The 26,145-nt window shown below is 46.1% G+C and carries 26 protein-coding genes and 1 pseudogene; 11 read left to right on the top strand and 16 right to left on the bottom strand.

The features are described from left to right. Positions 1 to 38: 38 nt before the first annotated feature. Positions 39 to 941, bottom strand: a complete 903-nt coding sequence (gene rsmH / locus JGK39_RS27040) for a 16S rRNA (cytosine(1402)-N(4))-methyltransferase RsmH (protein ID WP_293297984.1) — start codon at positions 939 to 941, stop codon at positions 39 to 41. Between the two features lie 260 nt (positions 942 to 1,201). Between rsmH and JGK39_RS27035 the strand changes: the two genes are divergently transcribed. Next, positions 1,202 to 2,386 (top strand): NAD(P)H-quinone oxidoreductase subunit H, encoded by a 1,185-nt coding sequence (locus JGK39_RS27035; protein ID WP_293297981.1) that lies wholly within the window; start codon positions 1,202 to 1,204, stop codon positions 2,384 to 2,386. Positions 2,387 to 2,480: 94 nt separating this feature from the next. Here JGK39_RS27035 and JGK39_RS27030 read toward each other — a convergent pair whose 3' ends face one another. Next, a complete protein-coding gene (locus JGK39_RS27030) occupies positions 2,481 to 3,152 on the bottom strand; it encodes a hypothetical protein (RefSeq protein ID WP_293297978.1) in 672 nt (223 codons plus the stop codon). A 99-nt stretch (positions 3,153 to 3,251) separates the two neighbouring features. Between JGK39_RS27030 and JGK39_RS27025 the strand changes: the two genes are divergently transcribed. Genes JGK39_RS27025 through JGK39_RS27015 form a run of 3 tightly spaced genes read left to right on the top strand, consistent with a single transcriptional unit; the run spans position 3,252 to position 4,974 of the window. Beyond that, positions 3,252 to 3,497 carry a type II toxin-antitoxin system HicB family antitoxin gene (locus JGK39_RS27025; protein WP_293256104.1) on the top strand — a complete coding sequence of 82 codons (246 nt, stop codon included), beginning with the start codon at positions 3,252 to 3,254 and terminating at the stop codon, positions 3,495 to 3,497. Further along, a complete protein-coding gene (locus JGK39_RS27020) occupies positions 3,497 to 3,724 on the top strand; it encodes a type II toxin-antitoxin system HicA family toxin (protein ID WP_293297975.1) in 228 nt (75 codons plus the stop codon). Before JGK39_RS27025 ends, JGK39_RS27020 begins: the two co-directional genes overlap by 1 nt. Positions 3,725 to 3,759: 35 nt before the next feature. Further along, positions 3,760 to 4,974, top strand: a complete 1,215-nt coding sequence (locus JGK39_RS27015; RefSeq protein ID WP_293297972.1) for a class I SAM-dependent methyltransferase — start codon at positions 3,760 to 3,762, stop codon at positions 4,972 to 4,974. 167 nt (positions 4,975 to 5,141) lie between these two features. On the opposite strand, the gene JGK39_RS27010 is transcribed toward JGK39_RS27015, so the two are convergent. The 8 genes from JGK39_RS27010 to JGK39_RS26975 form a co-directional block, all read right to left on the bottom strand. Continuing rightward, positions 5,142 to 5,747, bottom strand: a complete 606-nt coding sequence (locus JGK39_RS27010; protein WP_293297969.1) for a transglutaminase family protein — start codon at positions 5,745 to 5,747, stop codon at positions 5,142 to 5,144. 51 nt (positions 5,748 to 5,798) lie between these two features. Further along, positions 5,799 to 6,350: a Uma2 family endonuclease gene (locus tag JGK39_RS27005; RefSeq protein ID WP_293297966.1), complete on the bottom strand. Its 552-nt coding sequence runs from the start codon at positions 6,348 to 6,350 to the stop codon at positions 5,799 to 5,801. Positions 6,351 to 6,400: 50 nt separating this feature from the next. Next, positions 6,401 to 6,556, bottom strand: coding sequence for a hypothetical protein (locus JGK39_RS27000; protein WP_293297964.1), 156 nt, complete (start codon positions 6,554 to 6,556; stop codon positions 6,401 to 6,403). An 11-nt stretch (positions 6,557 to 6,567) separates the two neighbouring features. Then, the gene (locus JGK39_RS26995; RefSeq protein WP_293256092.1) at positions 6,568 to 7,074 is read right to left on the bottom strand and encodes an O-acetyl-ADP-ribose deacetylase; all 507 of its coding nucleotides are present in this window, start codon (positions 7,072 to 7,074) and stop codon (positions 6,568 to 6,570) included. An 85-nt stretch (positions 7,075 to 7,159) separates the two neighbouring features. Beyond that, the gene (locus JGK39_RS26990; RefSeq protein WP_293297961.1) at positions 7,160 to 8,017 is read right to left on the bottom strand and encodes a hypothetical protein; all 858 of its coding nucleotides are present in this window, start codon (positions 8,015 to 8,017) and stop codon (positions 7,160 to 7,162) included. A 60-nt stretch (positions 8,018 to 8,077) separates the two neighbouring features. Then, the gene (locus tag JGK39_RS26985; protein WP_293297958.1) at positions 8,078 to 8,467 is read right to left on the bottom strand and encodes a hypothetical protein; all 390 of its coding nucleotides are present in this window, start codon (positions 8,465 to 8,467) and stop codon (positions 8,078 to 8,080) included. Beyond that, on the bottom strand, positions 8,464 to 8,751 hold the full coding sequence (locus JGK39_RS26980; RefSeq protein ID WP_293322500.1) for a hypothetical protein: 288 nt from the start codon (positions 8,749 to 8,751) through the stop codon (positions 8,464 to 8,466). Before JGK39_RS26980 ends, JGK39_RS26985 begins: the two co-directional genes overlap by 4 nt. A gap of 209 nt (positions 8,752 to 8,960) precedes the next feature. Continuing rightward, positions 8,961 to 9,128, bottom strand: a complete 168-nt coding sequence (locus tag JGK39_RS26975; RefSeq protein WP_293297952.1) for a hypothetical protein — start codon at positions 9,126 to 9,128, stop codon at positions 8,961 to 8,963. A gap of 418 nt (positions 9,129 to 9,546) precedes the next feature. On the opposite strand from JGK39_RS26975, the gene JGK39_RS26970 reads away from it, so the two are divergent. The 3 genes from JGK39_RS26970 to JGK39_RS26960 all read left to right on the top strand — a co-directional run bounded on the left by JGK39_RS26970 (position 9,547) and on the right by JGK39_RS26960 (position 12,652). Then, positions 9,547 to 11,100: a radical SAM protein gene (locus JGK39_RS26970; protein ID WP_293297949.1), complete on the top strand. Its 1,554-nt coding sequence runs from the start codon at positions 9,547 to 9,549 to the stop codon at positions 11,098 to 11,100. 320 nt (positions 11,101 to 11,420) lie between these two features. Beyond that, entirely contained in the window at positions 11,421 to 12,125 is a 705-nt protein-coding gene (locus JGK39_RS26965; RefSeq protein WP_293297946.1) for an aspartate/glutamate racemase family protein, read from the top strand. Between the two features lie 122 nt (positions 12,126 to 12,247). Further along, positions 12,248 to 12,652 (top strand): DUF2000 domain-containing protein, encoded by a 405-nt coding sequence (locus tag JGK39_RS26960; RefSeq protein WP_293297987.1) that lies wholly within the window; start codon positions 12,248 to 12,250, stop codon positions 12,650 to 12,652. A gap of 441 nt (positions 12,653 to 13,093) precedes the next feature. Here JGK39_RS26960 and JGK39_RS26955 read toward each other — a convergent pair whose 3' ends face one another. From JGK39_RS26955 to JGK39_RS26940, 4 genes are all read right to left on the bottom strand, one after another. After that, the gene (locus tag JGK39_RS26955; RefSeq protein ID WP_293297943.1) at positions 13,094 to 13,660 is read right to left on the bottom strand and encodes a transposase; all 567 of its coding nucleotides are present in this window, start codon (positions 13,658 to 13,660) and stop codon (positions 13,094 to 13,096) included. A gap of 622 nt (positions 13,661 to 14,282) precedes the next feature. Next, positions 14,283 to 18,869: a glutamate synthase large subunit gene (gltB, locus tag JGK39_RS26950; RefSeq protein ID WP_293256062.1), complete on the bottom strand. Its 4,587-nt coding sequence runs from the start codon at positions 18,867 to 18,869 to the stop codon at positions 14,283 to 14,285. Between the two features lie 270 nt (positions 18,870 to 19,139). Beyond that, on the bottom strand, positions 19,140 to 19,541 hold the full coding sequence (locus JGK39_RS26945; RefSeq protein WP_293256059.1) for a hypothetical protein: 402 nt from the start codon (positions 19,539 to 19,541) through the stop codon (positions 19,140 to 19,142). Further along, positions 19,538 to 19,840 (bottom strand): PASTA domain-containing protein, encoded by a 303-nt coding sequence (locus JGK39_RS26940; RefSeq protein WP_293256056.1) that lies wholly within the window; start codon positions 19,838 to 19,840, stop codon positions 19,538 to 19,540. The genes JGK39_RS26945 and JGK39_RS26940 overlap by 4 nt, the downstream gene beginning before the upstream one ends. A gap of 438 nt (positions 19,841 to 20,278) precedes the next feature. Between JGK39_RS26940 and JGK39_RS26935 the strand changes: the two genes are divergently transcribed. From JGK39_RS26935 to JGK39_RS26920, 4 genes and pseudogenes are all read left to right on the top strand, one after another. Next, entirely contained in the window at positions 20,279 to 20,698 is a 420-nt protein-coding gene (locus tag JGK39_RS26935) for a phosphomannose isomerase type II C-terminal cupin domain (protein WP_293256131.1), read from the top strand. 355 nt (positions 20,699 to 21,053) lie between these two features. Then, the gene (locus JGK39_RS26930) at positions 21,054 to 21,380 is read left to right on the top strand and encodes an iron-sulfur cluster assembly accessory protein (protein WP_293256045.1); all 327 of its coding nucleotides are present in this window, start codon (positions 21,054 to 21,056) and stop codon (positions 21,378 to 21,380) included. 11 nt (positions 21,381 to 21,391) lie between these two features. Continuing rightward, positions 21,392 to 21,957, top strand: a pseudogene (locus JGK39_RS26925) (Uma2 family endonuclease). Positions 21,958 to 22,065: 108 nt separating this feature from the next. Further along, positions 22,066 to 22,911 (top strand): class I SAM-dependent methyltransferase, encoded by an 846-nt coding sequence (locus JGK39_RS26920; RefSeq protein ID WP_293256031.1) that lies wholly within the window; start codon positions 22,066 to 22,068, stop codon positions 22,909 to 22,911. Between the two features lie 345 nt (positions 22,912 to 23,256). Here JGK39_RS26920 and JGK39_RS26915 read toward each other — a convergent pair whose 3' ends face one another. Together JGK39_RS26915 and JGK39_RS26910 are read right to left on the bottom strand one after the other, a co-directional pair. Then, positions 23,257 to 24,255, bottom strand: a complete 999-nt coding sequence (locus JGK39_RS26915; RefSeq protein ID WP_293256128.1) for a glycosyltransferase — start codon at positions 24,253 to 24,255, stop codon at positions 23,257 to 23,259. Between the two features lie 205 nt (positions 24,256 to 24,460). Beyond that, positions 24,461 to 25,675: a response regulator gene (locus JGK39_RS26910; RefSeq protein ID WP_293256028.1), complete on the bottom strand. Its 1,215-nt coding sequence runs from the start codon at positions 25,673 to 25,675 to the stop codon at positions 24,461 to 24,463. Positions 25,676 to 26,145 lie beyond the last annotated feature (470 nt).

The following is a 26,145-nucleotide window of genomic DNA, read 5'->3' as shown; positions in this document are numbered from 1 at the left end:
TGGTTGAGAGCTCGTCCTTTATTCCCGTTACTGCCGAATCAAGTTAATTTTTCTGCCAGTCTGAGCTTAGCAGAACGAGAGCGGGGATTTCTAGCTAGTTCGTCGGATTGTGGGACGATCGGCTTTTTTGTCAGTACCTGCAAACACTCTGTTGCTCTGAGTTGGTGTTTGACCGGCCTGTCTTCGAGGCTGTGAAAAGTAATAATTCCGATTCTCCCACCGGGTTTTAACCATTTAGGCGCTTGGTTGAGAAAAGTTTCTAGAGAAGCTAGTTCGGAGTTAACAGCTATCCTTAAAGCTTGGAAAGTGCGGGTGGCGGGATGGATTCTACCGTTGCGCTGCTTGGGTGGGAAGGTAGACGCGATCGCGCCTGCGAGCTCTGTAGTAGTTTCAAAAGGACGTTGTGCGACAATTCGCCTCGCGATGCGCCGAGACAGTCGTTCTTCGCCGTACTTGTAAATAATATCTGCTAGTTTAACTTCTTCCCAGTGATTGATAATCTCTTCTGCGGTCAAAGATTGCTGCTGGTTCATACGCATATCTAGTTGAGCTGGATGGCGAAAACTAAAGCCTCGTTCCGGTTTATCGAACTGAGCCGAGCTAACGCCCAAGTCTGCTATAATACCATCAAATTCGGCATCAGGAGACTGATATTCAGCAAAATTGCCGTGCCAAAACTCGACGGGCGAGTTGGCAAATCGGGATTGGCAAAAACGGATGGCTTGTTCGTCGCGATCGATCGCCACCACAGTCACATCAGGGGCCGCCGCCAAAATCAAACTCGTGTGTCCGCCGCCCCCAAGCGTCGCATCCAAATAGCGCCCGCCGGCGCGCACAGCCAAACCCGCAATTAATTCTTGGGCTAAAACAGAAACGTGATAGGCGTCAATACTGACATCTGATGCAGGAGTCTCCTTCTCAGACGGCTCGATATCCTTCATAATTTATAAGAACGAAACAAAAATCAACAATAGTCAGCAGTCATTAGTCATTAGTCATTAGTCAGTAGTCCCTAGTCAGCAGTCCTCAGTCAGTAGTCAGTAGTCCCTAGTCGGTAGTCCTCAGTTCTCAGTCCTCAGTCCCTAGTTAGAGTGTTTTTTGCTAATGACCAATGACTAATGGCTAATGAGCAATGCCCAACGCCCAATGCCCAATGCCCAATGACCAATGACCAATTACCAATTACCAATTACCAATTATTATGTCAAGAATTGAGACGAGAACCGAACCAATGGTGCTCAACATGGGGCCGCACCACCCATCCATGCACGGGGTACTGAGGTTAATTGTCACCCTAGACGGCGAAGATGTAGTAGACTGCGAGCCAGTTTTGGGCTATCTACACCGCGGCATGGAAAAAATTGCCGAAAACCGCACCAACGTGATGTACGTCCCCTACGTGAGCCGATGGGACTACGCTGCGGGGATGTTTAACGAAGCGGTAACAGTCAATGCACCGGAAAAGTTAGCGAATATAGCTGTGCCCAAACGGGCGAGTTACATTCGGGTAATCATGCTGGAGTTGAACCGGATTGCCAACCACTTGATGTGGGTGGGGCCGTTTTTGGCGGACGTGGGCGCGCAAACTCCCTTTTTCTACACTATGCGCGATCGCGAACCAATTCTCGACTTGTGGGAAGCAGCCACCGGCTACCGCATGGTAAACAACAACTACTTCCGCATCGGCGGAGTCGCAGCAGATTTACCCTACGGTTGGGTAGACAAATGCGAAGATTTCTGCGATTATTTCGTCCCCAAAATTGACGAATACGAACGCTTAATCACCAACAACCCTATCTTCCGCCGCCGGATTGAAGGGCTGGGTACAATTTCCCGCGCCGAAGCGATTAACTGGGGACTATCCGGCCCCATGTTGCGGGGTTCCGGCGTAAATTGGGATTTGCGGAAAGTTGACCATTACGAATGCTACGACGACTTCGACTGGGAAGTTTGTACCGAAGCTGCGGGCGATTGTTTGGCCCGGTACTTAGTGCGAATTCGGGAGATGCGCGAGTCTGTTAAAATCATCTATCAAGCCTTGAAAGGACTCCCCGGCGGCCCTTACGAAAACTTGGAAGCCAAGCGCTTAGAAAGCGGGCCAAAATCTGAGTGGAACAGTTTCGACTATCAGTTTATTGGCAAAAAAGTAGCCCCGACTTTTAAGATTCCGAAGGGCGAACATTACGTGCGCGTCGAAAGCGGTAAGGGTGAATTGGGAATCTATATTATCGGCGATGACAGCGTGTTTCCTTGGCGCTGGAAGATTCGCGCTGCGGATTTCAATAATTTGCAGATTTTGCCCCACATCGTGCGCGGTGTAAAGATTGCGGACTTGGTGGCGATTCTGGGCAGTATCGATATTATCATGGGTTCTGTCGATCGCTAGATGAAAAAGGGCGATCGTATTTTTGGGCTATTTGCTAAAAAGTGCGATCTCCCTTTTTTTGAATCCTCGATCGGCTACTATAAACTATGGAATCTCAACAATAAAAATCATAGCTAAAAATTACTTGAGTTCCGCACTGCGTGCAAATACGCTTATCACAATCATAATCTACTTCTAACAGCCGCAAGTTTGTGCTGTTGCAGTAGGGGCAATACTCAGTTACAGATAAACTTTCAGGGGGGATACACTGCCATTTTGGTAAATTAACAGCTACCACTGACTCTAGGGAAGTTAATGTATTAACAGGTAAACTCCATACCCTATCTAGTAATTCATTGACTTTGAAACTTAATTCATTAACATTTTCAACCCACAAATAGCCGCAGCGGACAGCACGACAGATCGAAACGTTTCTTTTTTCTTCAATAAATATAGAATTTCCCTTGGGGTCGATCGCCTCGCATTTCCACACTGTTAATACTATAGGAACTTCTTGTGCGTAATTCACTATCAAAGCCGGGATATCGTTTAGTTGATGTTCTGTAAAACAAGCCACCCATATATCGCCGGCAATTCTCTTGCATCTTTCTAAAGAAACGCAATCTTTTAACAAATTATCGAAGGCGATGATATCTTTGTCTACTTCATCGTGACCTAAGTAATTATTGCGTCTTTTTGTGTCTGCAAGATCGAAGATAACAAGATAAGCAGGTAATAATAACTCGCTTGAATTTTTGAACTCTTCTAAACAAGACTCTCTCGACATACAGAAGCATTATATTTAAAAGCTAAAGCTAGCTTATCACAGCGATCGAAAATTGCCAATCTCAAATCTCAATTTTGCGATCGGCGTCAAAATGATATAATGAAATTTAAAGAACAAAGAGGTTGCAGAATGAATATCAGCAAGCAAGAGTTCTACGTCATTATTGAACGAGATGAAGATGGCTATTATGTCGGGGAAGTCCCACAGCTAAAAGCCTGTTATAGTCAAGGAGAAACTATTGATGAGTTGATTGCCAATATCAAAGAAGTTATTGCACTTTGCTTAGAAGAAGAGGGTGATGAAAAATTACCTGAATTTGTAGGCATTCAAAGGGTGATGATTTAATGCCAAAACTACCAGCTTTAACAGGAAATACAGTTATTAGCGCCCTAGAAAATGTAGGCTTTCAGGTGATCCGACAAAAGGGCAGTCATGTGCGAATAATCCATGCAGATGGACGGGTTGTAACGATTCCTGTCCATGCTGGCAAAACCATAGGTAGAGGTTTACTCCGCAAGATACTGCGGGATGCAGAACTCACAAGGGAAGAGTTCATAGCACTACTCGAATGATTTTGTTTAGCTTGATTAAGTTTCTCATAAAAATTATGACAGTTCAACAATCAGATATTAACGACAGCAACCCGGAACTCTGCGCTTTAATCAGCGAAAGAATTGTCGCAAGTCCCCAGCAGCGCATTACTTTTGCGGAATATATGGATTTGGCACTCTATCACCCGCAGTATGGTTATTATAATGGCGATCGACCTAACATCGGCAAACAAGGCGACTTTATCACATCACCTCATTGGAGCGCTGATTTTGCCCAAGTGTTGGGCGAGCAATTTGTAGAAATGTGGCAAATTCTCGGCAAACCTGATCCTTTTACTATAGTAGAAATGGGTGCGGGGCGGGGAACCTTTGCCGCACATTTACTGCAATACCTGCAACGACAATATCCCGATCTATTTAAACTCTTAGAATACATTATTGTTGAAATTTCCCCTGTACAGAAAGCGGTGCAGCAGCAAAAATTAGCTGAATTTAAAATAGTCAAGTGGTGCAATTGGGATGAAATAGCTAATAACTCGATTGTCGGCTGCTTCTTTTCTAATGAGTTAGTGGATGCTTTACCAGTGCATCAATTTATCGTCGAAGAAGGGGAAATCAGGGAAATCTACGTTACCGAAGCCGCAGAAAAAAACGAACAATCGGGAAGCAAGTTTATTGAAGTAGTAGGGGAACTTTCAAATCCTAAGATTGCCGAATATTTTAATTTAGTTGGAATTGATTTATCGGCGACTGTCTATGCGGATGGTTATCGCAGTGAAGTTAATTTAGCAGCTTTAGATTGGATAAAAACAGTTGCAGAAAAATTGCAGCGCGGTTATGTGTTAACAATTGATTACGGCCATCCGGCGCACCGATATTACAATCCGAGACGCACGGAAGGAACGCTACAATGTTATTATCGCCACCGCTATCACAGCAATCCTTATATTAATGTGGGGTGGCAAGATTTAACGGCCCACGCTGATTTTACCGCGCTGGAAAAACAAGGTTACTTGTGCGGTTTGGAGATGATGGGTTTTACTCAGCAGGCTTGGTTTTTGATGGTGTTGGGTGTGGGCGATAGAATTGCTTCTTTATCTGCAAATGATTCACAAGTATTGGATTTGGCAACCTTTTTGCGGAAGCGGGAAGCGCTGTATCAATTGATCGATCCGATGGGTTTGGGAGGTTTTGGGGTTTTGGTGCAGTGTAAGGGGTTGAGTGAGGGAGAGAAAGGGGAAAAGCTTAAGGGCTTGAAAGTGCCAGATTGATTATTTAGATTAGTTTTCCAAGTTGAGATTTAGACTTAATTTGGTTCTAATATTCTTGATTTACAGTCAACTAATGCTGTTTGAGAATTGTCGGAAAATCGACCTTAACAACCCCGAAACAACGTTAAAAAGCTTCTCCAAGTCCTCAGCTTGTTGCTGAGTAATTTCTAGTGGATGGCAAGGCCGTATTTCTGTGCGGAATCAAGAGAAACGTCTGGAAGGTGGAGCAGCAGTTCATCCCATGTACTGTGATTTTGTAAAGCCTCTACAACTACTCGCAGCGGCTCAGATAAAATGGTTTGAAAGTCTGCTTCTTCTGGAAACTGAATTTTAAATGCTAATTGCTCTTGAGGAGGTGTGAATTGAGCGTTAACATTCTCGCGATTTCCTCTTGCATCAACGCGATACCAGCCTATTTCTGGCAAGTAAACTGCATTGAAACCGTGCAAGGTATAGGGCGCACCTTTGTCATCAAAGCTCAATCTTTGGTAGCAAAAACCTGCCGGGATGTTGTTAGCGCGCAGCAATGCTGCTAATAGGTGACTTTTGGCAAAGCAATAACCTGTTTTGTGCTTTAATACATCGGATGCGCGACAGGTGACGGGATTCATCTGATAGTCGTAGCTGTGGCGAATTTCGTCTCGAACCCACTCAAAACTAGATTGGGCGATCGCCTCTGATGTATGATGTTGTGATGCTATCTGCTGCGCGAGTGCTAAAATTGCGGGATGATCGCGATCGATAATGTCAGTCGCTGCTAAATACTTGTCCATAGCGATCGCCAAAATAGATAATAACTTGGGTTAATTCTATTCTAGTAAATATCACGTGCTGACGATCGCGCTTACCGACACAGCCACATCGGGAAACGCTAGCGGGTTAACGATTCCTGCGGTTAGCGTCAACTTGAAAGCGTAATCTCCATCAAGAGGATCTCGAAATACTATGAGGTGTCTTCTTTTGAGGTTAACCACCCAGTATTCGGGGATTCCCACTTCCGCGTAGATTTTCGTTTTCGTCTCCAAGTCTTTAACGAGAGTGGAATCTGAGTATTCAATCAGCCAGAAAATGTTTTCGGGATAGGGGTGATGTTCGAGATATGTGCGGCCCAATCGCTGTACGATCGCAATATCCGGTTCTGGTTCCGAGTCGTTAGGGAGTGTAATCGGCTTGGCTGAACGGATGGTAGCGCGATCGCCCAAGAGCCGGATCAGATATTCTCCTGCTTCGCTGCTAAAATAGGCGTGGGGTTCCCCTTCTGGCGACATTTCAACAACTTCTCCCTTCAGCAGTTCCACGCGCCGATTTTCCAAGATGCGCGAGGAGATCATTTGGTGGTATTCGTCGATCGACCATTTAACTGCAATTACGCTCATGGCGATGGTTTTTGATGGCTGGTCTGAGTTTACATTGTAGGCGATCGATCTCAGATTTGAAAATAAACCTTTGCTTCGCCTCTCATAATTCCTGTGACGATTGTATGATGTTGTGATGCTATCTGCTGCGCGAGTCCTAAAATTGCGGGATGATCGCGATCGATAATTTCAGTGGCTGCTAAATAGGTTTTCATTTCTGGAATCATTTTTGATACTTCTACTGCCTGATAAGTGCTATAATGCTATCATAAACTTCATAATTTTCTGAATCGAAGCAGCAAAAAGTTATGTTTTGAGGAGCGCCATTCTTTTGCATTTCTTCGTAGCATATCTTAACTGCAATCTCACCTGCTAAATCCTTGGGATATTTGTAAATACCGGTGCTAATGCAAGGAAATGCGATACTCTCGAACTTTTGCTCGATCGCGATTTCCATGCAGTTGTGGTAACATCGGGCTAAGAGTTCGGGTTCTCCGCAGGATCCTCCCCGCCATACGGGGCCTACGGTGTGGATGATGAAGCGTGCGGGTAAGCGATATCCTTTTGTGAGTTTAGCATCCCCGGTTTTGCATCCTCGGAGCGATCGGCATTCGTCAAGAAGTTCCGGGCCTGCTGCTTTGTGGATTGCGCCATCTACTCCACCACCTCCCAACAAACTGGTATTTGCAGCATTGACGATCGCATCTACTTTCAGTTGTGTGATGTTGCCTAAAATAACTTGCATAAAATTAATTAATCTTTAAAATTCCATACCTATAATGATACAGATACAGTGCGGGCGATCGCCAACTGAACAATTTGCGATCGCATCAAATCCCAGATTCAGTAAAAGCTCGATTCAAATCGTCAATTAATCCCAATTGTTGCGCCCACTCTGTTAAGTAACCGCGCTCCAAATGCTCAGCTTGGACTTTCAGAATTCCCAAAACATCATTCCATTGTTTTTGAGACTGAGACTGTTGCCGCCCGAGCTGTTTTGCCAATACAATATCTTCAGGAGCAGCTATCCAGAACTGTTCTACACCAGCTTCGTCAAGGGCTTCTAATCGCCGTCTTATCATTTTTGAGCGATCGAATTCAGTATTAGAATTCAGCACGATATCAGCGTTCAATACAGAAGTCATGTGAGTGACGCTCAACACCATGCCTCTGCCCTCTTGAATATCTTCTACCGAACCCGGAGGGCAATAAAAACCAGCGGTTTGTAGTGCTGCAACTAATTGTAAAATATTATCCCGGATCAATTCAATTACTAAATCTAAATCGCGTGTTGTTCTAGGGTCGCCATAGACGGAAGCGGCAACTCCTCCTGTAATATAGTAAGAAATACCTAATGTTTGAAAAATTGGGTGCAACAGTCTAGCTATTTCGCTGGGGTCTTGCGTCCACATAGATGGGTCACTGGTGGGGGTTAAAATTGGCTGCCATTTGCTACGCAAGATCGATCGGGCAAATCGCTCTTGGTAGGTTGACGGGCAAGCTTTTTTCATCCCGCGCAAGCTAACAGTTTTTGCCCAACGATTTAATTTTGCCGCCATTTGCGATCGTTGAGAATTGGTGAGTTGCCGCAGTTGGTAGAAATCAATTGCATCAGCTTCAGGGGTTTTATCATCTGACTGGGCGCGGTATCCAGGTTTGATGGATATTTTTGGTATGGATGGAATCATTTTGCTTGTTGATTTCGCTAATTCTCGATCAATTCCACAGTTGGGACAAATCGACGAGTGCTATTGATTTACCAGTCCTCGCAATTCTTTAATATCGATGTGGATTCCTTGACGCTTCAGATATTGGCTCAAGTTGATCTGGATGAATAAATCTTTAAGTTCTTCAGCAATCTCTGGAGGGGGATTGCCAGATAACGCGGTTGCAATTAGACGTTCTGCCATTCGTAATTCGCCACATTCAATCGCTAAAGATGCTGCGCTGCGGTGAAGCACAGAACGAGTGGGTTCAGCATCAAGGGTGCTAGCAATTAAGGCGGCCGCCTGAGTTTCTTGCTCAAAGGCTTGGCGCGTGAATTGTGCAGCCAACTCCAACGCACCTCTTAAGCGGGCGACTGCCGCTGCTTCGGCTAAATCCATTGCTTGTTGGTGGAGCGATTGAATCTGGCTCATTGGAGTACGGTTCCTTCAGGATTTTGCTTTGCACCAATAATAGAAATCGGTCGGCTGAACTCTACTACAATGATATACGCTGGCAAGCCTTGTGCGTCTGAGGTGCGGGTTTGTTCCGTTTTCAGCTTTACTCTAGCATTGATTTGACTTCGATCGCCTTTGCGAATTCCAGAAACCTCTAGGCGCGCCATTCGCTCAAATGGCAGTGTGGTAGCTGAGGGGGATGAAAAAGAACCAGGCAAAAATCCAAAAGCTTTGTGAACAATGGTTTTTAGGATTTGCATATTTAGCCCTTCATACTGTAAGTCAGCAACGCCTGACTTCCTAACCAATAGTCAAATCCAGTTCCTTTACGAGAGCGTTCAATGACTGTGAGATTTGTTAATTGCAGAATTAACAGGAATGCGATTCCATAAGCAGCCTGCTCGGTAGTATATTCTTCGTCATTCCAACATCGTCGGGTTTGCTCGGTGACTGGCTGCCAATCTAAGTTTTATGTGGCAGAAAATTCTCCCTCAACTTTAAGTGTTACTCCTGGTTGGTGAGCTTCATCGGTTAGACAAATCGCACCTGCTTCTGCGATCGCGGCTCCAAAGGCAGGTGTAATCGCAGGGAGTCCCTGGCTAAGGCTTTGTAAGTTTAAGATTTGAATCTGGCTCAAAGCGGCGTTGCTCTATGGAAACTAGATATTCAATTCTACTCTCAGTTGCGACAATTTGAGTCGATCGCCACTATTTTTCCACAGTAGGGTAATTGAATCTACTTACGCAGCAAAACTATTAACAAGTCTAACTGTCGGTCTGTCTGCACTTGTGGGCGATCGCAAATAACTTCCAGGTAGCGTCGCAACTGCTACAGTATTTCCCAACAAATCGAAAAACTAAATGATTAAGAAAATAGTCAATTTGACTCATCTCATCTAGATTAATCTATTTTTATGCTATCGTCTGATTTGATTAAAGAGTAGCTCACCGACTTGTGCTACCGTCTAGGGGTTGCGATTGGCTTCCCTGGTGTCGCAGGCGATCGCGAGCCAGAAAAAATCCCATCATCTTATCCCACATTCCCCATCCTCAATCATGATAGCTAAAAACTCTCCCACAATTGGACTGATTGAACCTCCAGCAACGGGACTCTATGATGCAGAAGGTAAAAATTGGACTTCTTTATATAGACATCGTTCCTTAATCAGCAAGCAAGTTTTGATTCCTGACTTGCAAGCAGGAGGATTTGATGCCCGATTGGTCAACCTCAGAGATGACAATTATAGTGAAGAATTTGGGGAGATTGTCTGGAAAGGGATGACCCTGCGGAAAACTTACGTTGGGGGCAAAATTGCTGCCCTAGATCCCCATGCCTTCGATGCTTGGGGCATTACAGTGAATTTCTCCCAAGACCGTCAAGTCACTTGTATGGTGATTGAGCATCTGGCTAAGGGAGATCGTCCCATTGTCGTTGGTGGGTCGGATGCTTTCGCTGAACCGCACCACTACTTGAAGGCCGGCGCAGCAGCAGTCGTTCAGGATAAATCCGGGGCAGCGAATTGGGCTATTTTTGACTATGTACTGGGAAAAACCCCACGAGAAGAACTCACGGGTGTCATTCTCGCAGATGGTAGACAGTATCCCAGGAAGGCTAAAGCCAAAAGCCCAGAGGAGTGGGCACTACCATCGGTGGAAGTGGCGCGGGAGTGTTTAGGGACACTGCCCAATGTCCAGGGAACTGTTCCAGTAGGTTCGTTGGTAGCTGACATTGGTTGCGATCGCACCTGTGATTTTTGCATGACACCCACCTACGGCACTGGCTTTCGGAGAATGTCTCCTGAAACATCCCTCAAATGGTTGGCGATTCAGAAAGAAGCGGGGGCTCGATCGATCAATATCGGTTCCGATCAATTCCTAGCCCGTGGACTCTTTCCTGAGGGGCGACAAGAGATCCTCGACATTACCAATGGTGCGCGGGAGATGGGAATAACTCTGATGTGGCCCAATGGTTTAGAACTGAGGAAAACAACTCTGGGAGCTGGGCGTAACTATGAAAGCAGCGACCTCAGACCTGACGAAGAACTGATTGAAGCACTGTTTGGCTGGGACGGCAAAGTCGGTTGTCCTTTGGCTTATATCCCTGCCGAACGTCCCGTTTTTGGACGAGAAGCTTACAAGAAGCTCCTTCCTTGGCAAGAGCATTGTACCTTGATGAAATCTGTGGTCAGAACTGGTGTACCTGTGATTGCTTATGGCATCATTATCGGGCTACCCGATGATGACCATGAGGACTTGTTACTTCTTGAGGAAGCCATCTCAGAATTGGTCGATGAACTGGTAGAGATTAACCCGCAATTGGAATTTCAGACTTCGTGCTACAGCATTATTCCCTTGCCCGGAACTCCGCAATCTTATGACTTACGGAAATCAGGAATGCTACAGTTTGAAGACCCCTGTCTTTGGGGGGTATGGACAACGACTTCCAATACTAAGCACCTTACCTACGAGCAGGTTTCCGATTGGCAAATTCGTCTATCTAAGATTCGGAAATCTCCGTCTGAATTTACCAACTATAACGGCGAATATTCAGCGATGGTTAGTGACGCTTCCTCCGACGACTCAAAGGTTGTGTTGGCAAATTTGAACTAAACACCGCTCGTGGGAGATTACATCGGCGAATTTGCGAGCGAGGATCAAGAAAATGAAGAGGAATCTGAGGTATAATCAATGCCTTTTTGACGCTTAGCAGAACGCTCGATTTCCCAATGTACAAGCGATCGCCCAAAACCCGGTTTCTCGGATGGTGTAGCGGGTTTCAGAAACCGGGTTTCTGTGACAATTCAAATTGCGGGCGATCGCAAATAACTTCCAGGTAGCGTCGCAACTGCTACAGTGTTTCCCTCGATCTTAAGTTGCGGTAATCTAGAATGATTGTAGAGCCGCTCGTTTGAGTCATTTGAGGAGCCACCATGAAAACAATTGGGCTAATTGGGGGAATGAGTTGGGAGTCTTCTATTGAGTATTACCGCATTATTAACGAGGTCACCAAGAGCAAGCTTGGGGGATTGCATTCTGCTAAAAGCGTGATGTACTCAGTTGACTTTGCAGAAATCGAGGCTTTGCAACATCAAAGTCGTTGGCAAGAAGCAGCAGGTTTGATGGTTGCAGCAGCACAAAGCCTTGAACGGGCAGGAGCCGATTTTATCGTTCTCTGTACAAACACAATGCATAAACTTGCGGATGAGATTGAGGCAAATATTCAAGTTCCGTTTCTCCATATTGCGGATGCGACGGCTGAGAAAATTCAGTCCAGTGGCATTCAAAAGATCGGCTTATTGGGTACTCGTTTTACGATGGAGCAGGATTTTTATCGAGGGCGACTGGTAGATAAACATGGGCTAGAGGTGCTCATTCCAAATGATGATGAGCGAGAGGTAGTGCATCGAGTCATTTATCAAGAATTGTGTCTTGGAATTATTAATCCAGAATCGAGAAAGCAATATATCGAGATTATGAATAGCTTAGTTGAATCCGGTGCAGAAGGCATTATTTTAGGCTGTACAGAGATTGAGTTACTAATTCATACTGGAGATGTCACCGTTGGCTTGTTTCCAACAACGAGGATTCATGCAGAAGCAGCAGTAGAAAAAGCAACAACTGGCGTACTTATTTGAGATCGCAAATAACTTCCAGGTAGCGTGGTAGGATTTCTGAGTTAGGTTTAAGTCGTTAAGTACCCAAAGGTTGGTTTGAAAGCGATGTCAGTAGAACATAATGCCGTTAAGTACAAAATAAAATAGTTGCAGTTTTAAACAAGACGCTGGAACCAGGCAGTGCAATGAATGCTGTTGCCCATATGGGGGCTGGTTTAGTAGCTTCAGCAAGCGAAGAGATTAGAGAAAAGATGAGCTTTATTGACTTCCCCGATCGAAATGAGATTGTTCATAGCAGCATATCAGCTTTGTCTCTCATCGTTCTGCGTGGAACTTCAAACGAAATTCGCAAAATTAGTGACAAAGTGCGCGAACACAATCTTCATTTCGTGGATTTTCTAGAAACCATGACAGGAGATACGTACAAGGAGCAATTGGAAAAAACGCAGGCAGTCGCTTACGGCGAGCTAAACTTTTATGGAATCATGCTCTTCGGTGAAAAAGAAGTTATCGATCCAATTACGAAAAGGCAATCTCTTTGGAAATAAATTCATAAATTTATAGCTAAAAGTAGGATCGGTTTCAACCGCCGAGTGCGATCGAGTTTGAGCATTGTACAGCTAAATGATATCTCATCTTTTAGCTATTCAAAAATAAATTAATAGCTTCTGTTATCGTTATTAAATTCTGTTTATCTGTATTTGCTTAATTATCTAATAATTTCGGGATTGCGGGGGATTCAGAAACCGGGTTTCTCACCCAAATCTTCGCATCATCACCAAGATTATCGCAGAAACCCGGTTTCTTGGACTTTGGGCGGTAGGGGGTGAGAAACCGGGTTTCTTCCTGAATCTGGGTGGGGATTCGGAGATTGTCGCAGAAACCCGGTTTCTTGGACTTTGGGGGTGGGGGGTGAGAAACCGGGTTTCTTCCTAAATCGGGGTGGGGATTCGGAGATTATTGCAGAAACCCGGTTTCTTGGACTTTGGCTATTCTTCAAAGGTTAGATGGTGGATTAATTTATCGCTAGTTAAGTCTTCTAAAAAGTAGCGATAAGCCTCTGCTGACTGAAATTGCGATCGCACTCGATCTATTTTTGGCAAATTTCCCTGCCGCATATCGATATATTCTTGATAGCTGGAAAATTCCCATTCCTCGGCTTTTTCAACTATATTAGCACATACTGGGTTTAAGTGAATATAGCGAGTGAGATGTAACAAATATTCTTCTCTATCTACATGAATCGCCTGAAACCGTCCCTGAAACAGCGAACCCACCTTGTGATAGCGTTTATTGATAGCCTTGACATAGGAAAGAGTAAAGCACTGCATCAGGTTAGAAAAACGATCGGTTTTCAGGTAAACTAATAAATGATAGTGGTTCGGCATCAGACAATAAGCAATGATATCGACACCATTAGTAATCAGATGGTGTCTTAATAGGCGTAAAAAATAAATATAGTTTTCTCGTTCAAAAAAAATAAGCTGACGGTCATTACCTCGGTTATAAACATGGTAATAATTACCCGTTTGTAAGATAACTTGGCGACGCGGCATATTGTTCTCTCTGCGTGGGGGCCAGAAACCGGGTTTCTTCCTAAATCTGGGTGGGGATGCTTAAATTATCGCAGAAACCCGGTTTCTTGGATTCGCGGGTTTCTGCGCGGGGGTTCAGAAACCGGGTTTCTTCCTAAATCTTGGCATCCTCACCGAAATTATCGCAGAAACCCGGTTTCTTGGACTAGGCGCGGGGGTTCAGAAACCGGGTTTCTCACCCAAATCTTGGCATCCTCACCGAAATTATCGCAGAAACCCGGTTTCTTGGATGTGCGCGGGGGTTTTGTGCGGGGGCTCAGAAACCGGGTTTCTTCCTCGCATCTCGGTGGTGATGCCAAGATGATCGCAGAAACCCGGTTTCTTGGATTGTGCACGGGGGTTCAGAAACCGGGTTTCTTCCTAAATCTTGGTGGGGATTCGGAGATTGTCGCAGAAACCCGGTTTCTTGGACTAGGCGCGGGGGTTCAGAAACCGGGTTTCTCACCCAAATCTTGGCATCCTCACCAAGATTGTCGCAGAAACCCGGTTTCTTGGATTTGCGCGGGGGCTCAGAAACCGGGTTTCTTCCTCGCATCTCGGTGGTGATGCCAAGACGATCGCAGAAACCCGGTTTCTTGGACTACTAGCTGCCGCCAATTCGAGCGACATCGCGAGCGTTTTCTTCAAACGCAGCCGTCAGCGCATCATCACCGCTTAAACCCGATGCGATCGCCCTTTCAATAGCCTGCAACACCCGCTTGTAATCCCGTGGCATCACCTTCACAAACACCGGCACCATCGCATCCCACGCAGCCAAAACCTTCGATGCGATCGCACTTCCAGTCAAATCAACGTGAGTCTGAATTAACTGCCGCAAATCAGCAATCTCCTCAACATCCTCCAGTTTTTCCAGCGCCACCATCGACATATTGCAGCGAGTAGCAAAATCCCCCGCCTCATCCAAAATGTAAGCAACACCGCCACTCATACCCGCTGCAAAATTGCGCCCGGTTTCACCCAAAACAACAACTTTGCCGCCAGTCATGTACTCGCAACCGTGATCGCCCACACCCTCAACTACGGCGTTTACCCCGGAATTGCGGACTCCGAAACGTTCGCCCGCCATCCCCCGGATGAAAACGTCACCAGAGGTGGCTCCGTAAAGCACCACGTTGCCGACAATCACATTTTCTTCTGCGACAAAGGTAGAAGCCGGCGACGGATACAAGACGATTTTGCCCCCGCTGAGGCCCTTGCCGAGATAGTCGTTGGCTTCCCCTTCGAGTTCCAGGGTGACTCCCTTGGGCACGAATGCGCCAAAGCTTTGTCCGGCGCTACCTTGGAAGTGCAGGTGCACCGTGTCATCGGGTAAGCCTTCCCAGTGGCGTTTGGTGATTTCGTTGCCGAGAATTGTGCCGACAACGCGGTTGATGTTGGTAATTGGCAGTTTTGCGTGCACTTTTTCGCCGTTGGCGATCGCACCTTTGCACAAATCCAACAACACAGTCATGTCGATCGACTTTTCCAAGCCATGATCCTGCGGCATCTGACAATAGCGCCCGACATCCGCCCCAACCTCCGGCTGATACAAGATTTTCGAGAAGTCCAAACCCTTAGCCTTCCAGTGTTCCACGGCTTGCTGCGCTTCCAGCACATCAGTGCGGCCAACCATTTCATTCAGCGTGCGGAAACCCAACTGCGCCATAATTTCCCGGACTTCTTGGGCGATGAAGGTCATAAAGTTTACCGTGTGCTGCGGATCGCCGGTAAAGTTTTTCCGCAGCAGCGGATCTTGAGTTGCAACGCCTACAGGGCAAGTATTTTGATGGCAAACGCGCATCATGATACAGCCCAAAGTTACCAGCGGCGCGGTGGCAAAACCGAATTCCTCTGCGCCAAGCAGTGCAGCAATTGCTACATCGCGGCCGGTTTTCAGTTGTCCGTCGGTTTCCACAGCAATGCGCGATCGCAAATTATTCAAAACCAAAGTCTGGTGAGTTTCCGCCAATCCCAACTCCCAAGGTAAACCGGCGTGTTTGATCGAAGTCTGCGGCGACGCGCCCGTACCGCCGTCGTAGCCGGAAATTAACACGACATCGGCGTGCGCTTTAGCAACACCGGCTGCGATCGTCCCGACTCCAACTTCCGACACCAATTTCACGCTAATCCGCGCTTCTCGGTTGGAATTTTTCAAGTCGTGAATCAATTCTGCTAAATCTTCGATCGAATAAATGTCGTGGTGAGGAGGAGGCGAAATCAAACCCACACCCGGTGTCGAGTGCCGTACCTTAGCAATCCACGGGTATACTTTTTTACCCGGCAACTGCCCGCCTTCTCCGGGTTTTGCCCCTTGCGCCATCTTGATTTGCAGTTCCCGCGCTTGGGAAAGATACAAGCTGGTAACGCCGAAACGCCCGGAAGCTACTTGTTTGATCGCACTGTTTTTCGAGTCGCCGCGATCGTTCGTCCAAGTGTAGCGATCGGGATCTTCGCCGCCTTCACCGGTGTTCGATTTACCACCAATGCGGTTCATGGCCACAGCTAAAGATTCGTGGGCTTCTTGGGAAATCGAACCGTAACTCATCGCCCCAGTTTTAAAGCGTTTGAGAATAGATTCAACCGGTTCTACTTCTTCAATTGCGATCGATTCCCGCTGTTTGAATTGCAGCAAACCGCGCAAAGTAAAATGCTGTTGATTTTGCTCGTTTACCAGAGTTGAATACTGTTTGAAAAGCGGGTAACTTCCCTCGCGAACCGCTTTTTGCAGCGCGTGAATTGTCTGCGGGCTGAACAAATGCGCCTCGCCTTCTTTCCGCCACTGATATTCGCCGCCGACATCGAGAGTATGTCCGCTGGATGGACGTTCTGGGAATGCGTGAGTGTGCCGCAAAATTGCTTCTCGGGCGATGACTTCCAAGTCTACACCTTCAATCCGCGAAGCTGTCCAAGCAAAGTATTTATCGACTACGGATTTGTTTAAACCGATCGCCTCAAATATCTGCGCGCCGCGATAACTTTGGATTGTCGAAATCCCAATTTTCGAGGCAACTTTTGTCACACCCTTAGTTGCGGCTTTTACGTAGTTTTTGCAAGCAGCTTTGTACTCAACATTCAGCAGCAAACCTTCGCGGATCGAATCTGCGATCGTCTCGAAGGCCAAATAGGGATTGATCGCACCGCAACCGTAGCCGATTAAAGTCGCAAAGTGATGCACTTCGCGCGGTTCGCCGGATTCGAGAACCAGTCCCGCCCGCGTCCGCGTACCTTGGCGGATCAGGTGGTGGTGCAAGCCCGCAACCGCTAGCAGCGCCGGAATTGGGGCTTTATCTGGACTGATGCCCCGATCGCACAAAATGAGAATATTCACCCCAGAGGCGATCGCGCTATCTGCCGCTGCAAAAACATCTTCTAACGCCTGTTCGAGACCTTTTACCCCTGTTTTGGGGTCGAACAAAATCGGCAGTGTAGCCGAGCGGAAATTGCCTTCATTTACGTGTTTGAGCTTAGCTAATTCTTCATTGCAGAGAATAGGCGTTTTCAGTTCAATTAAATGACAGCTTTCCGGTTCCGGTTTGAGCAAATTGCGTTCGGCGCCGATCGTAGTTTCAGCAGAAGTGACAATTTCTTCGCGGATAGAATCGATCGGCGGATTGGTAACTTGAGCAAAAAGTTGCTGGAAGTATTCGTAAAGCAGTTTTGGGCGGTTGGAAAGCACAGCCAGCGGCGTATCCGCACCCATCGCACCTACAGCTTCCACCCCATCTTTTGCCATCGGTGCTAACAGCAACCGCAGTTCTTCAAAGGTGTAACCAAAGGCCATTTGGCGCTGCAATAATGTTTCGGGGTGAGATTCTGCAACTGACGGCGCATCTTTGAGTTTGGCGATTTCGACCATGTGCTGGTCGATCCACTCCCGGTACGGGTGTTCTGTGGCGATTTTAATCTTAATTTCTTCGTCGGAAACGATGCGGCCTTCCTCAGTATTTACTAAGAACATCCGCCCCGGTTGCAAGCGGCCTTTTGATACAATTCTTTCAGGCGCGATCGGCAAAACTCCCGCTTCCGATGCCATAATTACTAAGTCGTCTTTGGTGACGCAGTAACGGGAAGGCCGCAAACCGTTGCGATCGAGTACAGCGCCGATCGAAGTACCATCAGTAAAAGCGATCGAAGCCGGCCCGTCCCAAGGTTCCATCAAGCAGGAATGGTATTCGTAGAAAGCTTTTTTCTCATCACTCATCGACTCGTGGGCCGTCCAAGGTTCGGGAATCATCATCATCACGGCGTGAGGAAGCGAACGCCCGGCCAAAGTCAGCAATTCTAAAGCATTATCAAAAATAGTCGAGTCGCTACCTTCGATATTGATTAAATTCGGGATTTTCTTTAAGTCATCGCCGAACAGTTCCGACTCGAACATCGATTGCCGCGCGTTCATCCAGTTGATGTTGCCGCGCATCGTGTTAATTTCGCCGTTGTGGGCGATGTAGCGGTAAGGGTGCGATCGTTCCCAACTCGGAAAAGTATTGGTGCTGAAGCGCGAGTGAACCAGGGCTAGAGCGCTTTCCATGTCCGGGTCGTGGAGTTCGGGATAGTAATCGCCGACTTGTACCGGCATCAGCATTCCCTTGTAGACGATCGTCCGGCACGACAGTGTGGAATTATACCAGTAGGGGTCTACATTCGTCCTGCGGATCGCATTGTGAGCGCGTTTGCGGATGACGTACAGTTTCCGTTCAAAGGCCGCCTCATCGATACCTGCGGCGCGCCGGAGGAACACTTGCTGCATGAAGGGTTCGCTAGATTTGGCGGTGTCGCCCAGGGACGAGTTATCTGTGGGAACCTCGCGCCAGCCGAGTACGGGACAGCCTTCTTCGGTGGCAATTTCTGCAAAAATGCGCTGACCGTTTTCGCGTTGAGTTTGGTTTGGCGATGAGTAAATCGCCCCAACTCCGTACTCGCCGGCTTCTGGAAGTTCGATATTTAAGGCGGCGGCGGCTTTTTTGAGAAATTTGTGGGGCACCTGCATCAAAATGCCCGCCCCGTCTCCGCTGTTGGGTTCGCAGCCGCAGGCGCCCCGGTGGTCGAGGTTCAGCAGGATTGTCAGGGCCTGTTCGACGATTTCGTGGGATTTGTTACCCTTCATGTGTACGATAAAGCCGACTCCGCAAGCATCGTGCTCGAACTGCGGATCGTACAGGCCTTGTTTTGCTGGCAGTCCGTTGCTGTTCATTTTGATTTATTCCTAAAAGTGACTGAGAGATTGTCGATCTAGAGTGAAGGCTGGGAACCAGATCTTTCTATTATTATGTATTTTGTGGTGATGTAACCTTGCAGGTTTCGGGTTTTCAGGAAATTGTCAGAGTTTTTTGTAAGTAGGGTTTGCTGTCCGCGCGATCGAGCTATTGTGTAACTGGGGAGATTTTTTAGAGATTTTGATTGCATAGGGCGATCGCTTTCTTGGTTGGTGAGAGATCGACAAGGGCGATCGCTCTTGGAAATTCTAATTTTTTATTTCCTGAAAAATCTTATAATGTTCGCAAATTATTTGAATAAATATATCGCCTTCTAACCGAAAATGAATCAAAGACGATAAATCTAAACCAGGAGTAAAATTGAAAGGATAGGAAAGGGAAGACAAGAAAGTTTCGGCATTTTGTTCGAGCTTTCTAAGTTCTACTTCTCCTACCCAAAAACAGTAATTTTCATCGTCGGAATTGATGGGGCGAGATATCACTAGATGAAGAATGCGATGGAACTCGATCGCCACATCTCCAAATTCCGGGCCAAAGGTGAAGTCTAAACGCAACCCAAGATTTTGGGGGCGGAGTGAAACCCCTACTAAATCAGCACTTTTTAAGTCTTCTAAAAAAGTTTTGAGGTTGAGTGCGAGCGCGGTTGTCATATAATTACTTTTTCTCCGGTACTATGTGTATTGGCACCTGGTTCAAATTTTATTTGATTTCCATCTCGATCGTATCTACGACGGTAAGTTTTGCCATCTGTCCCGCGGATCTTTGGCCCTGTACGGACTATTTCACCATTGGGCCTAATATGAATGATACTGCCATCTGGATGTTCAAAGCTTTGATAACTGCCTTTTGTACTCGTTTGAAATTGAAAGCCGTAACTTTCCAGTATGATGATGGCTTCTGACAGTATTTTTCCCGTCAGATCGAGAAGTTGCTGTGCGGCTGGATTCATTGGCTGTGCATGGCAGAGATTTTGATCGAGATCCCTTTTGATTGTAAGATGAGCGATCGCACTTTTGAGATCGTTAAAAAAGTGCGATCGGCTTTTCGGTTAGCGATCGCAAAATAACCGAGCACTTGACAAAAAACCTAAAATGTGGTAGGAAAACACTGCTCGATCGCACTAAAATACTCTTTTTAGAAGTCGATTAATTAAAGTTTACGTAAAGTTAGTCGATCGAGCGCATCGCGGGTGACAACCGCTGTGATGATTTTGCTATGGTGGTCAAGGTGCGTCGATCGAGCTTTCCCAGGCAAAAGTGCAAAAATCTACAGTCCGCTAACCGGTTCGCGCGATCGGACGAAAGGTTTTCAGGATAAATTAGCTAGTATCAAAATCCAACGTCGTTTACCAAAGGATTCAGCAAGCAATCCTCAAGGAGTGAAAATCATGGTTCAAATTCAAGAAATTGTTCAACTATCTACTCTGCACGCACCTGCTGCACCCAACGAAATAACCGCTACAGAATCGCGGCCTTGGGGCTCGTTTACCACACTAGAAGAAGGCCCGGGATATAAAATTAAACGAATTGAAGTTAATCCCGGACATCGCCTCAGCCTGCAAATGCACCACCACCGCAGCGAACACTGGATCGTAGTTTCTGGTACTGCAAAAGTTACTTGTGGCGAAACCGAAGAAGTTCTATTTACAAATCAGTCTACCTACGTTCCACAGTGCATTTCTCACCGTCTGGAAAATCCAGGAGTTATCCCGCTGATTTTAATTGAAGTGCAGAATGGCGAATATCTCGGAGAAGATGATATTGTTCGTTTTCAAGACGATTATGCTCGTACAGAAAAGGCTAAGTAACTATTGGGCCTAGGGAATTGGGCCTAGGGAATTGGGAATTGGGCCTAGGGCCTAGGGCCTAGGGAATTGGGCCTAGGGAATTGGAATTTTTTTGTTGATAAATAACAACCCGAAATTATACCATTTTTCTAAAATAATGCAACAGTATTCTTGTCCCCCCCGCAATACAGCGGGGGGGCTAGGGGGGGTCGAAGAGTGTGGCACCATTTTAGAAAAATGGTATTAGAAAAGAATCATAATTACCAATTCCCCCATTCCCAATTCCCCAATTCCCCAATTCCCAATTCCCCTATTCCCCATTCCCCCATTCCCCCATTCCCCATTCCCCATTCCCCATTCCCCATTCCCAAAATTAATGATTCATCTAAGCAAAACAGCAGCGACAGAAGTAAAGCGCCTCAAGTCAAAATATCCGAACCCCAATACTTTGTTTCGTCTGGGAGTGGAATCGAGCGGCTGTTCCGGTTTGTCTTATACAATGGCATTTGACGGTGCGCCAGCCTCAGAAGACGCTGTATGCGAGTCCGAGGGAGTTCAAGTTGCGATCGACCCCCAGCACTTAAAATATCTGAATGAGATCACCATAGATTATTCAGAAGACTTGATGGGCGGAGGTTTCCGGTTCCACAATCCCAATGCCGCCCAAAGCTGTAGCTGCGGCAACTCATTTTCTGCGAGGTAACAATCAATATGATGACACTCAAAGACTTAGAAAAAGTCCAAAAAACCTTCTTTGAAGCCGGTCAAGATTACCAACTTGAACTAGAAAGCGGGAAGATTATCATTGTGGGCCCCTCAGATATTGTATCTAGCGAAATTGGCATTCGCTTGAGTGCCTTCCTCTTCGTTTGGGTGAATCCCCGCCGTTTGGGCCGAATTTTTGACTCCGCAGGCGGCTTTATTTTACCTGATGCTAACCTCACAGCACCCGATGTTTCCTTTGTGCGGGCGGGCCGGATCGGGCAAAGTCCCCGTTATTTCGCAGAATTAGTCCCCGACTTGGTAGTAGAAATTAAATCACAGAGCGATCGCATTAAACCGCTAGAAAAAAGATTCTGAATTTTATCGCACTCGGATCACAAGTAGGCATTTTGATCGATCCTGATGAAGAAACTGTAACAGTTTACCGTCCCGAAGGCGAACCAATTGTGCTGGGAAATGGAGATATTTTGACAGTATCCGAACTGTTTCCTGGTTGGGAATTGCCAATTTCCGAACTTTGGCAGCCAATTTTTACTGAAGCAGAAACTCAAGCATAATTTCGCATTTTTTTAATTATTTTGAAGGAACCGCGAAGACACTAAAAATCACAGGCGGGACGCCTGTTCCACTAAGGAAGAGAAGAGAAGAGAAAAAAAGATTTTACAATGGTAAAAGAATCAGAAAAACCGCAAGATTGGTACAGCGAATACGTCGATACCTACACTTGTGAACAGCGAAAAGATTGGTACAGCGAAATCGCAGGTGCTTACAACAAAACAAGACCGCGCTATCCTCAACAACTAATTAATCGCGTCGTCGAATTAGCCGAACTTCCCTCAAACGCCAACATTCTTGAAATCGGCTGCGGCCCCGCAATTGCCACTGTTCCCTTTGCGGAATTAGGCTTTGCAATGCTTTGTCTCGAACCCAGCCAGCCAGCTTGTCAGCTAGCGCGACAAAACTGTGCAACTTATCCATCTGTAGAGATTAGAAATAAAACTTTTGAAGAATGGGAATTAGAGGCGGAGAAATTCAATGCTGTACTCGCCGCAACTTCTTTGCACTGGGTGTCGCCGGAGATTCGCTATCAAAAAACGGCCGCCGCATTAAAAGATAAAGGTGCTTTGATTTTGCTGTGGAATGCCGGAGTTTGGCCGCAGGATGAAATTTACCGAGTTTTGCATGAAGTTTATCAAAATCAAGCTCCGTCTCTAGCAGAATATCATGCCAAAGAAAGAGCCAATCAAGCTGAAAGTATCAAACAAATCGGACAAACTGTCATCGACTCAGGCCTGTACGAGAATTTAATTTACGAACAGTTAGTGAGTCAGATTACTTACAGCATAGAAGATTATCTGGCTCTTTTGAAGACTTACTCAGTCTACATAGCGCTCGATGCCGAAAAGAGAAATTATTTATTAGAAGATTTGCGGGAATCCCTCGAAAAAAACTGCGGAAATAACATCAAAGCTTCCTATCTTTCAGCCTTTCACCTTGCAAAAAAACTTTAGCACTTTTTCTCTTCTCTTCCTACCCTTCGGGAACGGCTTCGCCGAACGTGTCCTTTGCGCCTTCGCGGTTCGTTAAAAAAACATTATTTACAAATGTGAGAAGGTTCGTAGTGAGGACTTCAGTCCTTCTTTCTTGCGGACTAAAGTCCTCACTACAAACCAATTAAGGTTCGTAGTGAGGACTTCAGTCCTTCTTTCTTGCGGACTAAAGTCCTCACTACAAACCAATTAAGGTTCGTAGTGAGGACTTCAGTCCTTATTTCCGAGGACTAAAGTCCTCACTACAAACCAATTAAGGTTCGTAGTGAGGACTTCAGTCCTTATTTCCGAGGACTAAAGTCCTCACTACAAACCAATTTTATTGTGGCTGCTGAGAATAACCCACTGCATTAACTCCTGCCATTCGGGAGATAGAGTTAATAAATCTGCATCCAATTCATTGCCCGCATCCTGCGAAAATTCCGTAAAACATTCCGCCCAATTAATTACTGTTTCCACAGGCAAATAAGGCGTATAATTCCAAGAACGCTGCAAAAATTCTGCCATCTCAACAGGATGACCGGTGCGGTGCAAATACCAAGCAATCCAAACCAAGGTACTGTACTTGATTTGCTTTTCCAACAAACGTATTTTATCCGGCACTTCGGGCCGCGCAAAAAAATTGTCCATTACCGCCGCCAAGGATTTAGCCTGCGGTAAACCTTTGTACATGGCACTTTGTTCGTGCTGGCGGTAGCAAACTGTTATTTGTCGCAGCCACTCTGTTTCGCATCCCATTAAAGCCAAACGCAGCGCTAAATCTGTATCTTCGGCTGGTGGAAATCGAGGATCGAAACCGCCCGCTCGCTCTAACCAATGGCGGCGAAATACCATCGCGCTGGGCAATACTGGTTTCCACCGCAGCCACATTTCTAAGTCTAATTTAGGGACGTTTTCCCAGGGTTTGACATCTTTGATAGGTTCGCCTATGCTGTTGACTTGACGCCAGCCGCTGTGGACTATTCCTAGATTTGGTTGCGCTCTGAATACAGCAATTTGTGCTGCTAATTTCTCGGGTAAAAAGTAGTCATCTGCATCGAGAAAGGCGATGAATTCTCCTCGCGCTAGTTCGATGCCGCGATTTCGGGCAATGGAAACTCCTTGATTTTGTTGGTAAATGTAGCGCAGGCGATCGCCATATTGTTCTAAAACTAATTTGGTATCGTCTCGGGAACCGTCGTCTACTACAATAATTTCCCAGTCAGTATAGGTTTGGCCCAGCACGCTATCTACGGCTTGGCCGACGTAAGCAGCACAGTTGTAAGCCGGAATCACCACGCTTACCTGCGGAGTTCGATCGCTCATCATGAATATCAAGTCCGAAGCATTAGAATCTATACAGGCTGGGCGGATTTACTAAAATCCTGGCTGTGAAATCCAGAAAAATTATGCACTCGCCCCTCAAAGATTTATTTATCAAATCCAGTTGCGCCTTTATTATACAATACGTCTAAGGTGCGCCAGAGACTGACGCACCCGATAAGCGATGCTTTTTGAGCATAAATTTGGTTTAAGAATTTGCTAAGCTAAGTTGGCGCGAACTCAGTAAATCGTGGTGGCGAATTCCTAAAGGGCTGCGATCGCCTTTTACCTTCAAATACTTCTGGGCTATTTGCAAAACCTGTTCTGGATTGGGCGGCTTGCTCAAAAAATCGGAAGCACCTGTAAGTTTGGCTCGCGTGCGATCGATTATACTGTCTTGACCAGTCAAAAACACGATCGGAGTTTCGCGAAAACTCGGTGTTTTCCGCAAAAAATTGCACAAAGCAAAGCCGCTTGTCTTCGGCATCACCACGTCCATAAAAATTAAAGCAGGCTTTTGTTTGGCGATGATGCCCACTCCATCCATCGGATCTTGAATTTTTAGAACTCGATACCCCGCCGGCAATAAAATTTCCTGTAAAAATTCGCATACTGTCGGACTGTCATCGATACACGCAATCAAAGGGCGAACCTGCCCAGCCATCGACGCAGCAAGGCGCCACTGTTCTATAGGCGACGGTAAGTCTGGTACTGTGCGGAAATTTACTAAACCCTGCTTCATGTAATTAACTAAAGCGCGAGTTGCGACTGTCACGCACTGCTTTTTCTTCAATGCAATATCCCAAAGAGTATTCTCGCCGTTAAATACGTTAGCCAAAGCTATCAAAGAATTAGAACTAAATCGATTTTCCTGCAACTGGGCAGACGCTTTTAAAAGCGGTGCTTGTTCTGGTTCTACCAGCCACAAACCCATGCCTTTCCACTTGTTCCAAATTTGTTCTGTAGAACACAGAATTTGATCTACTTCTGTTACAGATAGCAGCAAAGAAGAGATAATTTTAGAAAAATATTTTTCCGACGGACGCCACTCCCGGCGCAAACCCGATTGACCGATCAGAGCAAAGAACACTTCGGAAATGCTGCTGTGGACGATCGCCTTAGCTTGTTGCAAACTCATTTCGCTGGCAGCTAGCCCTTGCTGAATCAGTTGATATTCCCACAGTTCCCGAGCTTCGATATCTCTAAGATCCACTTGAAAGTTGCGACAGTGTTGTCCAACAGCCCTGTACCAGCGCCTCGCTCTGTGCGATCCTCCTGTGGCATAAACCAAACTACCCTGAAAAAAGTATAGTTGCCACTGTTGCTCACCTTGCTCTAATAGCAGTTTTCCCGTTGCTTGTTTCTGGCTGAGGACTGCCAAAGTATGAGATAGCATTTTGTACCCGATTGCGGTAGCAGACATATCAACTCGCATTCCCTGTACTCCTGTTTTCCCTATTATATCGCTGCTGAGTTTGGGAAAAAAACAGTAATATTACTGAATTGCGCTCAAAAAAACACACTACCTGATGCGAGTTTAACCCGATCGGGTATTGATACAATTTCTCCAAAATAGTGCAACTGTACGTAGTCTCGAAACCCTTAATTCATCAGGCATTCCCAAATCTCAAATCTCAAATCTCAAATCTCAAATCTCAAATGGTATGATTCCCCTCGGGAGTTTTAGCCATGAGGATGCAACGCCTATTTTCACTATTAACTAATAACTAAAATTATGCTTATAACTAAGAGACCAACTGCCAAGAGGGTGAGGACGTTCTTTATTGCTTAAATCTGACGGGGTGACAGGTCGCCTGAAAAGCATACAGGGAGATAACTCTAGACAAATCGCCTCAAAAAAGATAGGGTAAGAAAGCTTCTTACCCAAAAACA

Source organism: Microcoleus sp. PH2017_12_PCY_D_A, assembly GCF_020738565.1.
In the GTDB taxonomy this organism is placed as follows: domain Bacteria; phylum Cyanobacteriota; class Cyanobacteriia; order Cyanobacteriales; family Microcoleaceae; genus Microcoleus.
This window is presented reverse-complemented; position numbering and strand designations above follow the sequence as displayed.

Bases quoted from the DNA above. Each gene is read 5' to 3' on its own strand.
- JGK39_RS26965 (WP_293297946.1), top strand. From the start codon at position 11,421: ATGAAAACAATTGGGCTAATTGGGGGAATGAGTTGGGAGTCTTCTATT.
- JGK39_RS26945 (WP_293256059.1), bottom strand. From the start codon at position 19,541: ATGACAACCGCGCTCGCACTCAACCTCAAAACTTTTTTAGAAGACTTA.
- JGK39_RS26920 (WP_293256031.1), top strand. From the start codon at position 22,066: ATGGTAAAAGAATCAGAAAAACCGCAAGATTGGTACAGCGAATACGTC.
- JGK39_RS27020 (WP_293297975.1), top strand. From the start codon at position 3,497: ATGCCAAAACTACCAGCTTTAACAGGAAATACAGTTATTAGCGCCCTA.
- JGK39_RS26970 (WP_293297949.1), top strand. From the start codon at position 9,547: ATGATAGCTAAAAACTCTCCCACAATTGGACTGATTGAACCTCCAGCA.
- JGK39_RS27015 (WP_293297972.1), top strand. From the start codon at position 3,760: ATGACAGTTCAACAATCAGATATTAACGACAGCAACCCGGAACTCTGC.
- JGK39_RS26955 (WP_293297943.1), bottom strand. From the start codon at position 13,660: ATGCCGCGTCGCCAAGTTATCTTACAAACGGGTAATTATTACCATGTT.
- JGK39_RS27030 (WP_293297978.1), bottom strand. From the start codon at position 3,152: ATGTCGAGAGAGTCTTGTTTAGAAGAGTTCAAAAATTCAAGCGAGTTA.
- JGK39_RS27010 (WP_293297969.1), bottom strand. From the start codon at position 5,747: ATGGACAAGTATTTAGCAGCGACTGACATTATCGATCGCGATCATCCC.
- JGK39_RS27000 (WP_293297964.1), bottom strand. From the start codon at position 6,556: ATGATTCCAGAAATGAAAACCTATTTAGCAGCCACTGAAATTATCGAT.
- JGK39_RS27005 (WP_293297966.1), bottom strand. From the start codon at position 6,350: ATGAGCGTAATTGCAGTTAAATGGTCGATCGACGAATACCACCAAATG.
- JGK39_RS27035 (WP_293297981.1), top strand. From the start codon at position 1,202: ATGTCAAGAATTGAGACGAGAACCGAACCAATGGTGCTCAACATGGGG.
- JGK39_RS26990 (WP_293297961.1), bottom strand. From the start codon at position 8,017: ATGATTCCATCCATACCAAAAATATCCATCAAACCTGGATACCGCGCC.
- JGK39_RS26940 (WP_293256056.1), bottom strand. From the start codon at position 19,840: ATGAATCCAGCCGCACAGCAACTTCTCGATCTGACGGGAAAAATACTG.
- JGK39_RS26985 (WP_293297958.1), bottom strand. From the start codon at position 8,467: ATGAGCCAGATTCAATCGCTCCACCAACAAGCAATGGATTTAGCCGAA.
- JGK39_RS26935 (WP_293256131.1), top strand. From the start codon at position 20,279: ATGGTTCAAATTCAAGAAATTGTTCAACTATCTACTCTGCACGCACCT.
- JGK39_RS26930 (WP_293256045.1), top strand. From the start codon at position 21,054: ATGATTCATCTAAGCAAAACAGCAGCGACAGAAGTAAAGCGCCTCAAG.
- gltB (WP_293256062.1), bottom strand. From the start codon at position 18,869: ATGAACAGCAACGGACTGCCAGCAAAACAAGGCCTGTACGATCCGCAG.
- JGK39_RS26915 (WP_293256128.1), bottom strand. From the start codon at position 24,255: ATGAGCGATCGAACTCCGCAGGTAAGCGTGGTGATTCCGGCTTACAAC.
- JGK39_RS27025 (WP_293256104.1), top strand. From the start codon at position 3,252: ATGAAATTTAAAGAACAAAGAGGTTGCAGAATGAATATCAGCAAGCAA.
- JGK39_RS26995 (WP_293256092.1), bottom strand. From the start codon at position 7,074: ATGCAAGTTATTTTAGGCAACATCACACAACTGAAAGTAGATGCGATC.
- rsmH (WP_293297984.1), bottom strand. From the start codon at position 941: ATGAAGGATATCGAGCCGTCTGAGAAGGAGACTCCTGCATCAGATGTC.
- JGK39_RS26910 (WP_293256028.1), bottom strand. From the start codon at position 25,675: ATGTCTGCTACCGCAATCGGGTACAAAATGCTATCTCATACTTTGGCA.
- JGK39_RS26980 (WP_293322500.1), bottom strand. From the start codon at position 8,751: ATGCAAATCCTAAAAACCATTGTTCACAAAGCTTTTGGATTTTTGCCT.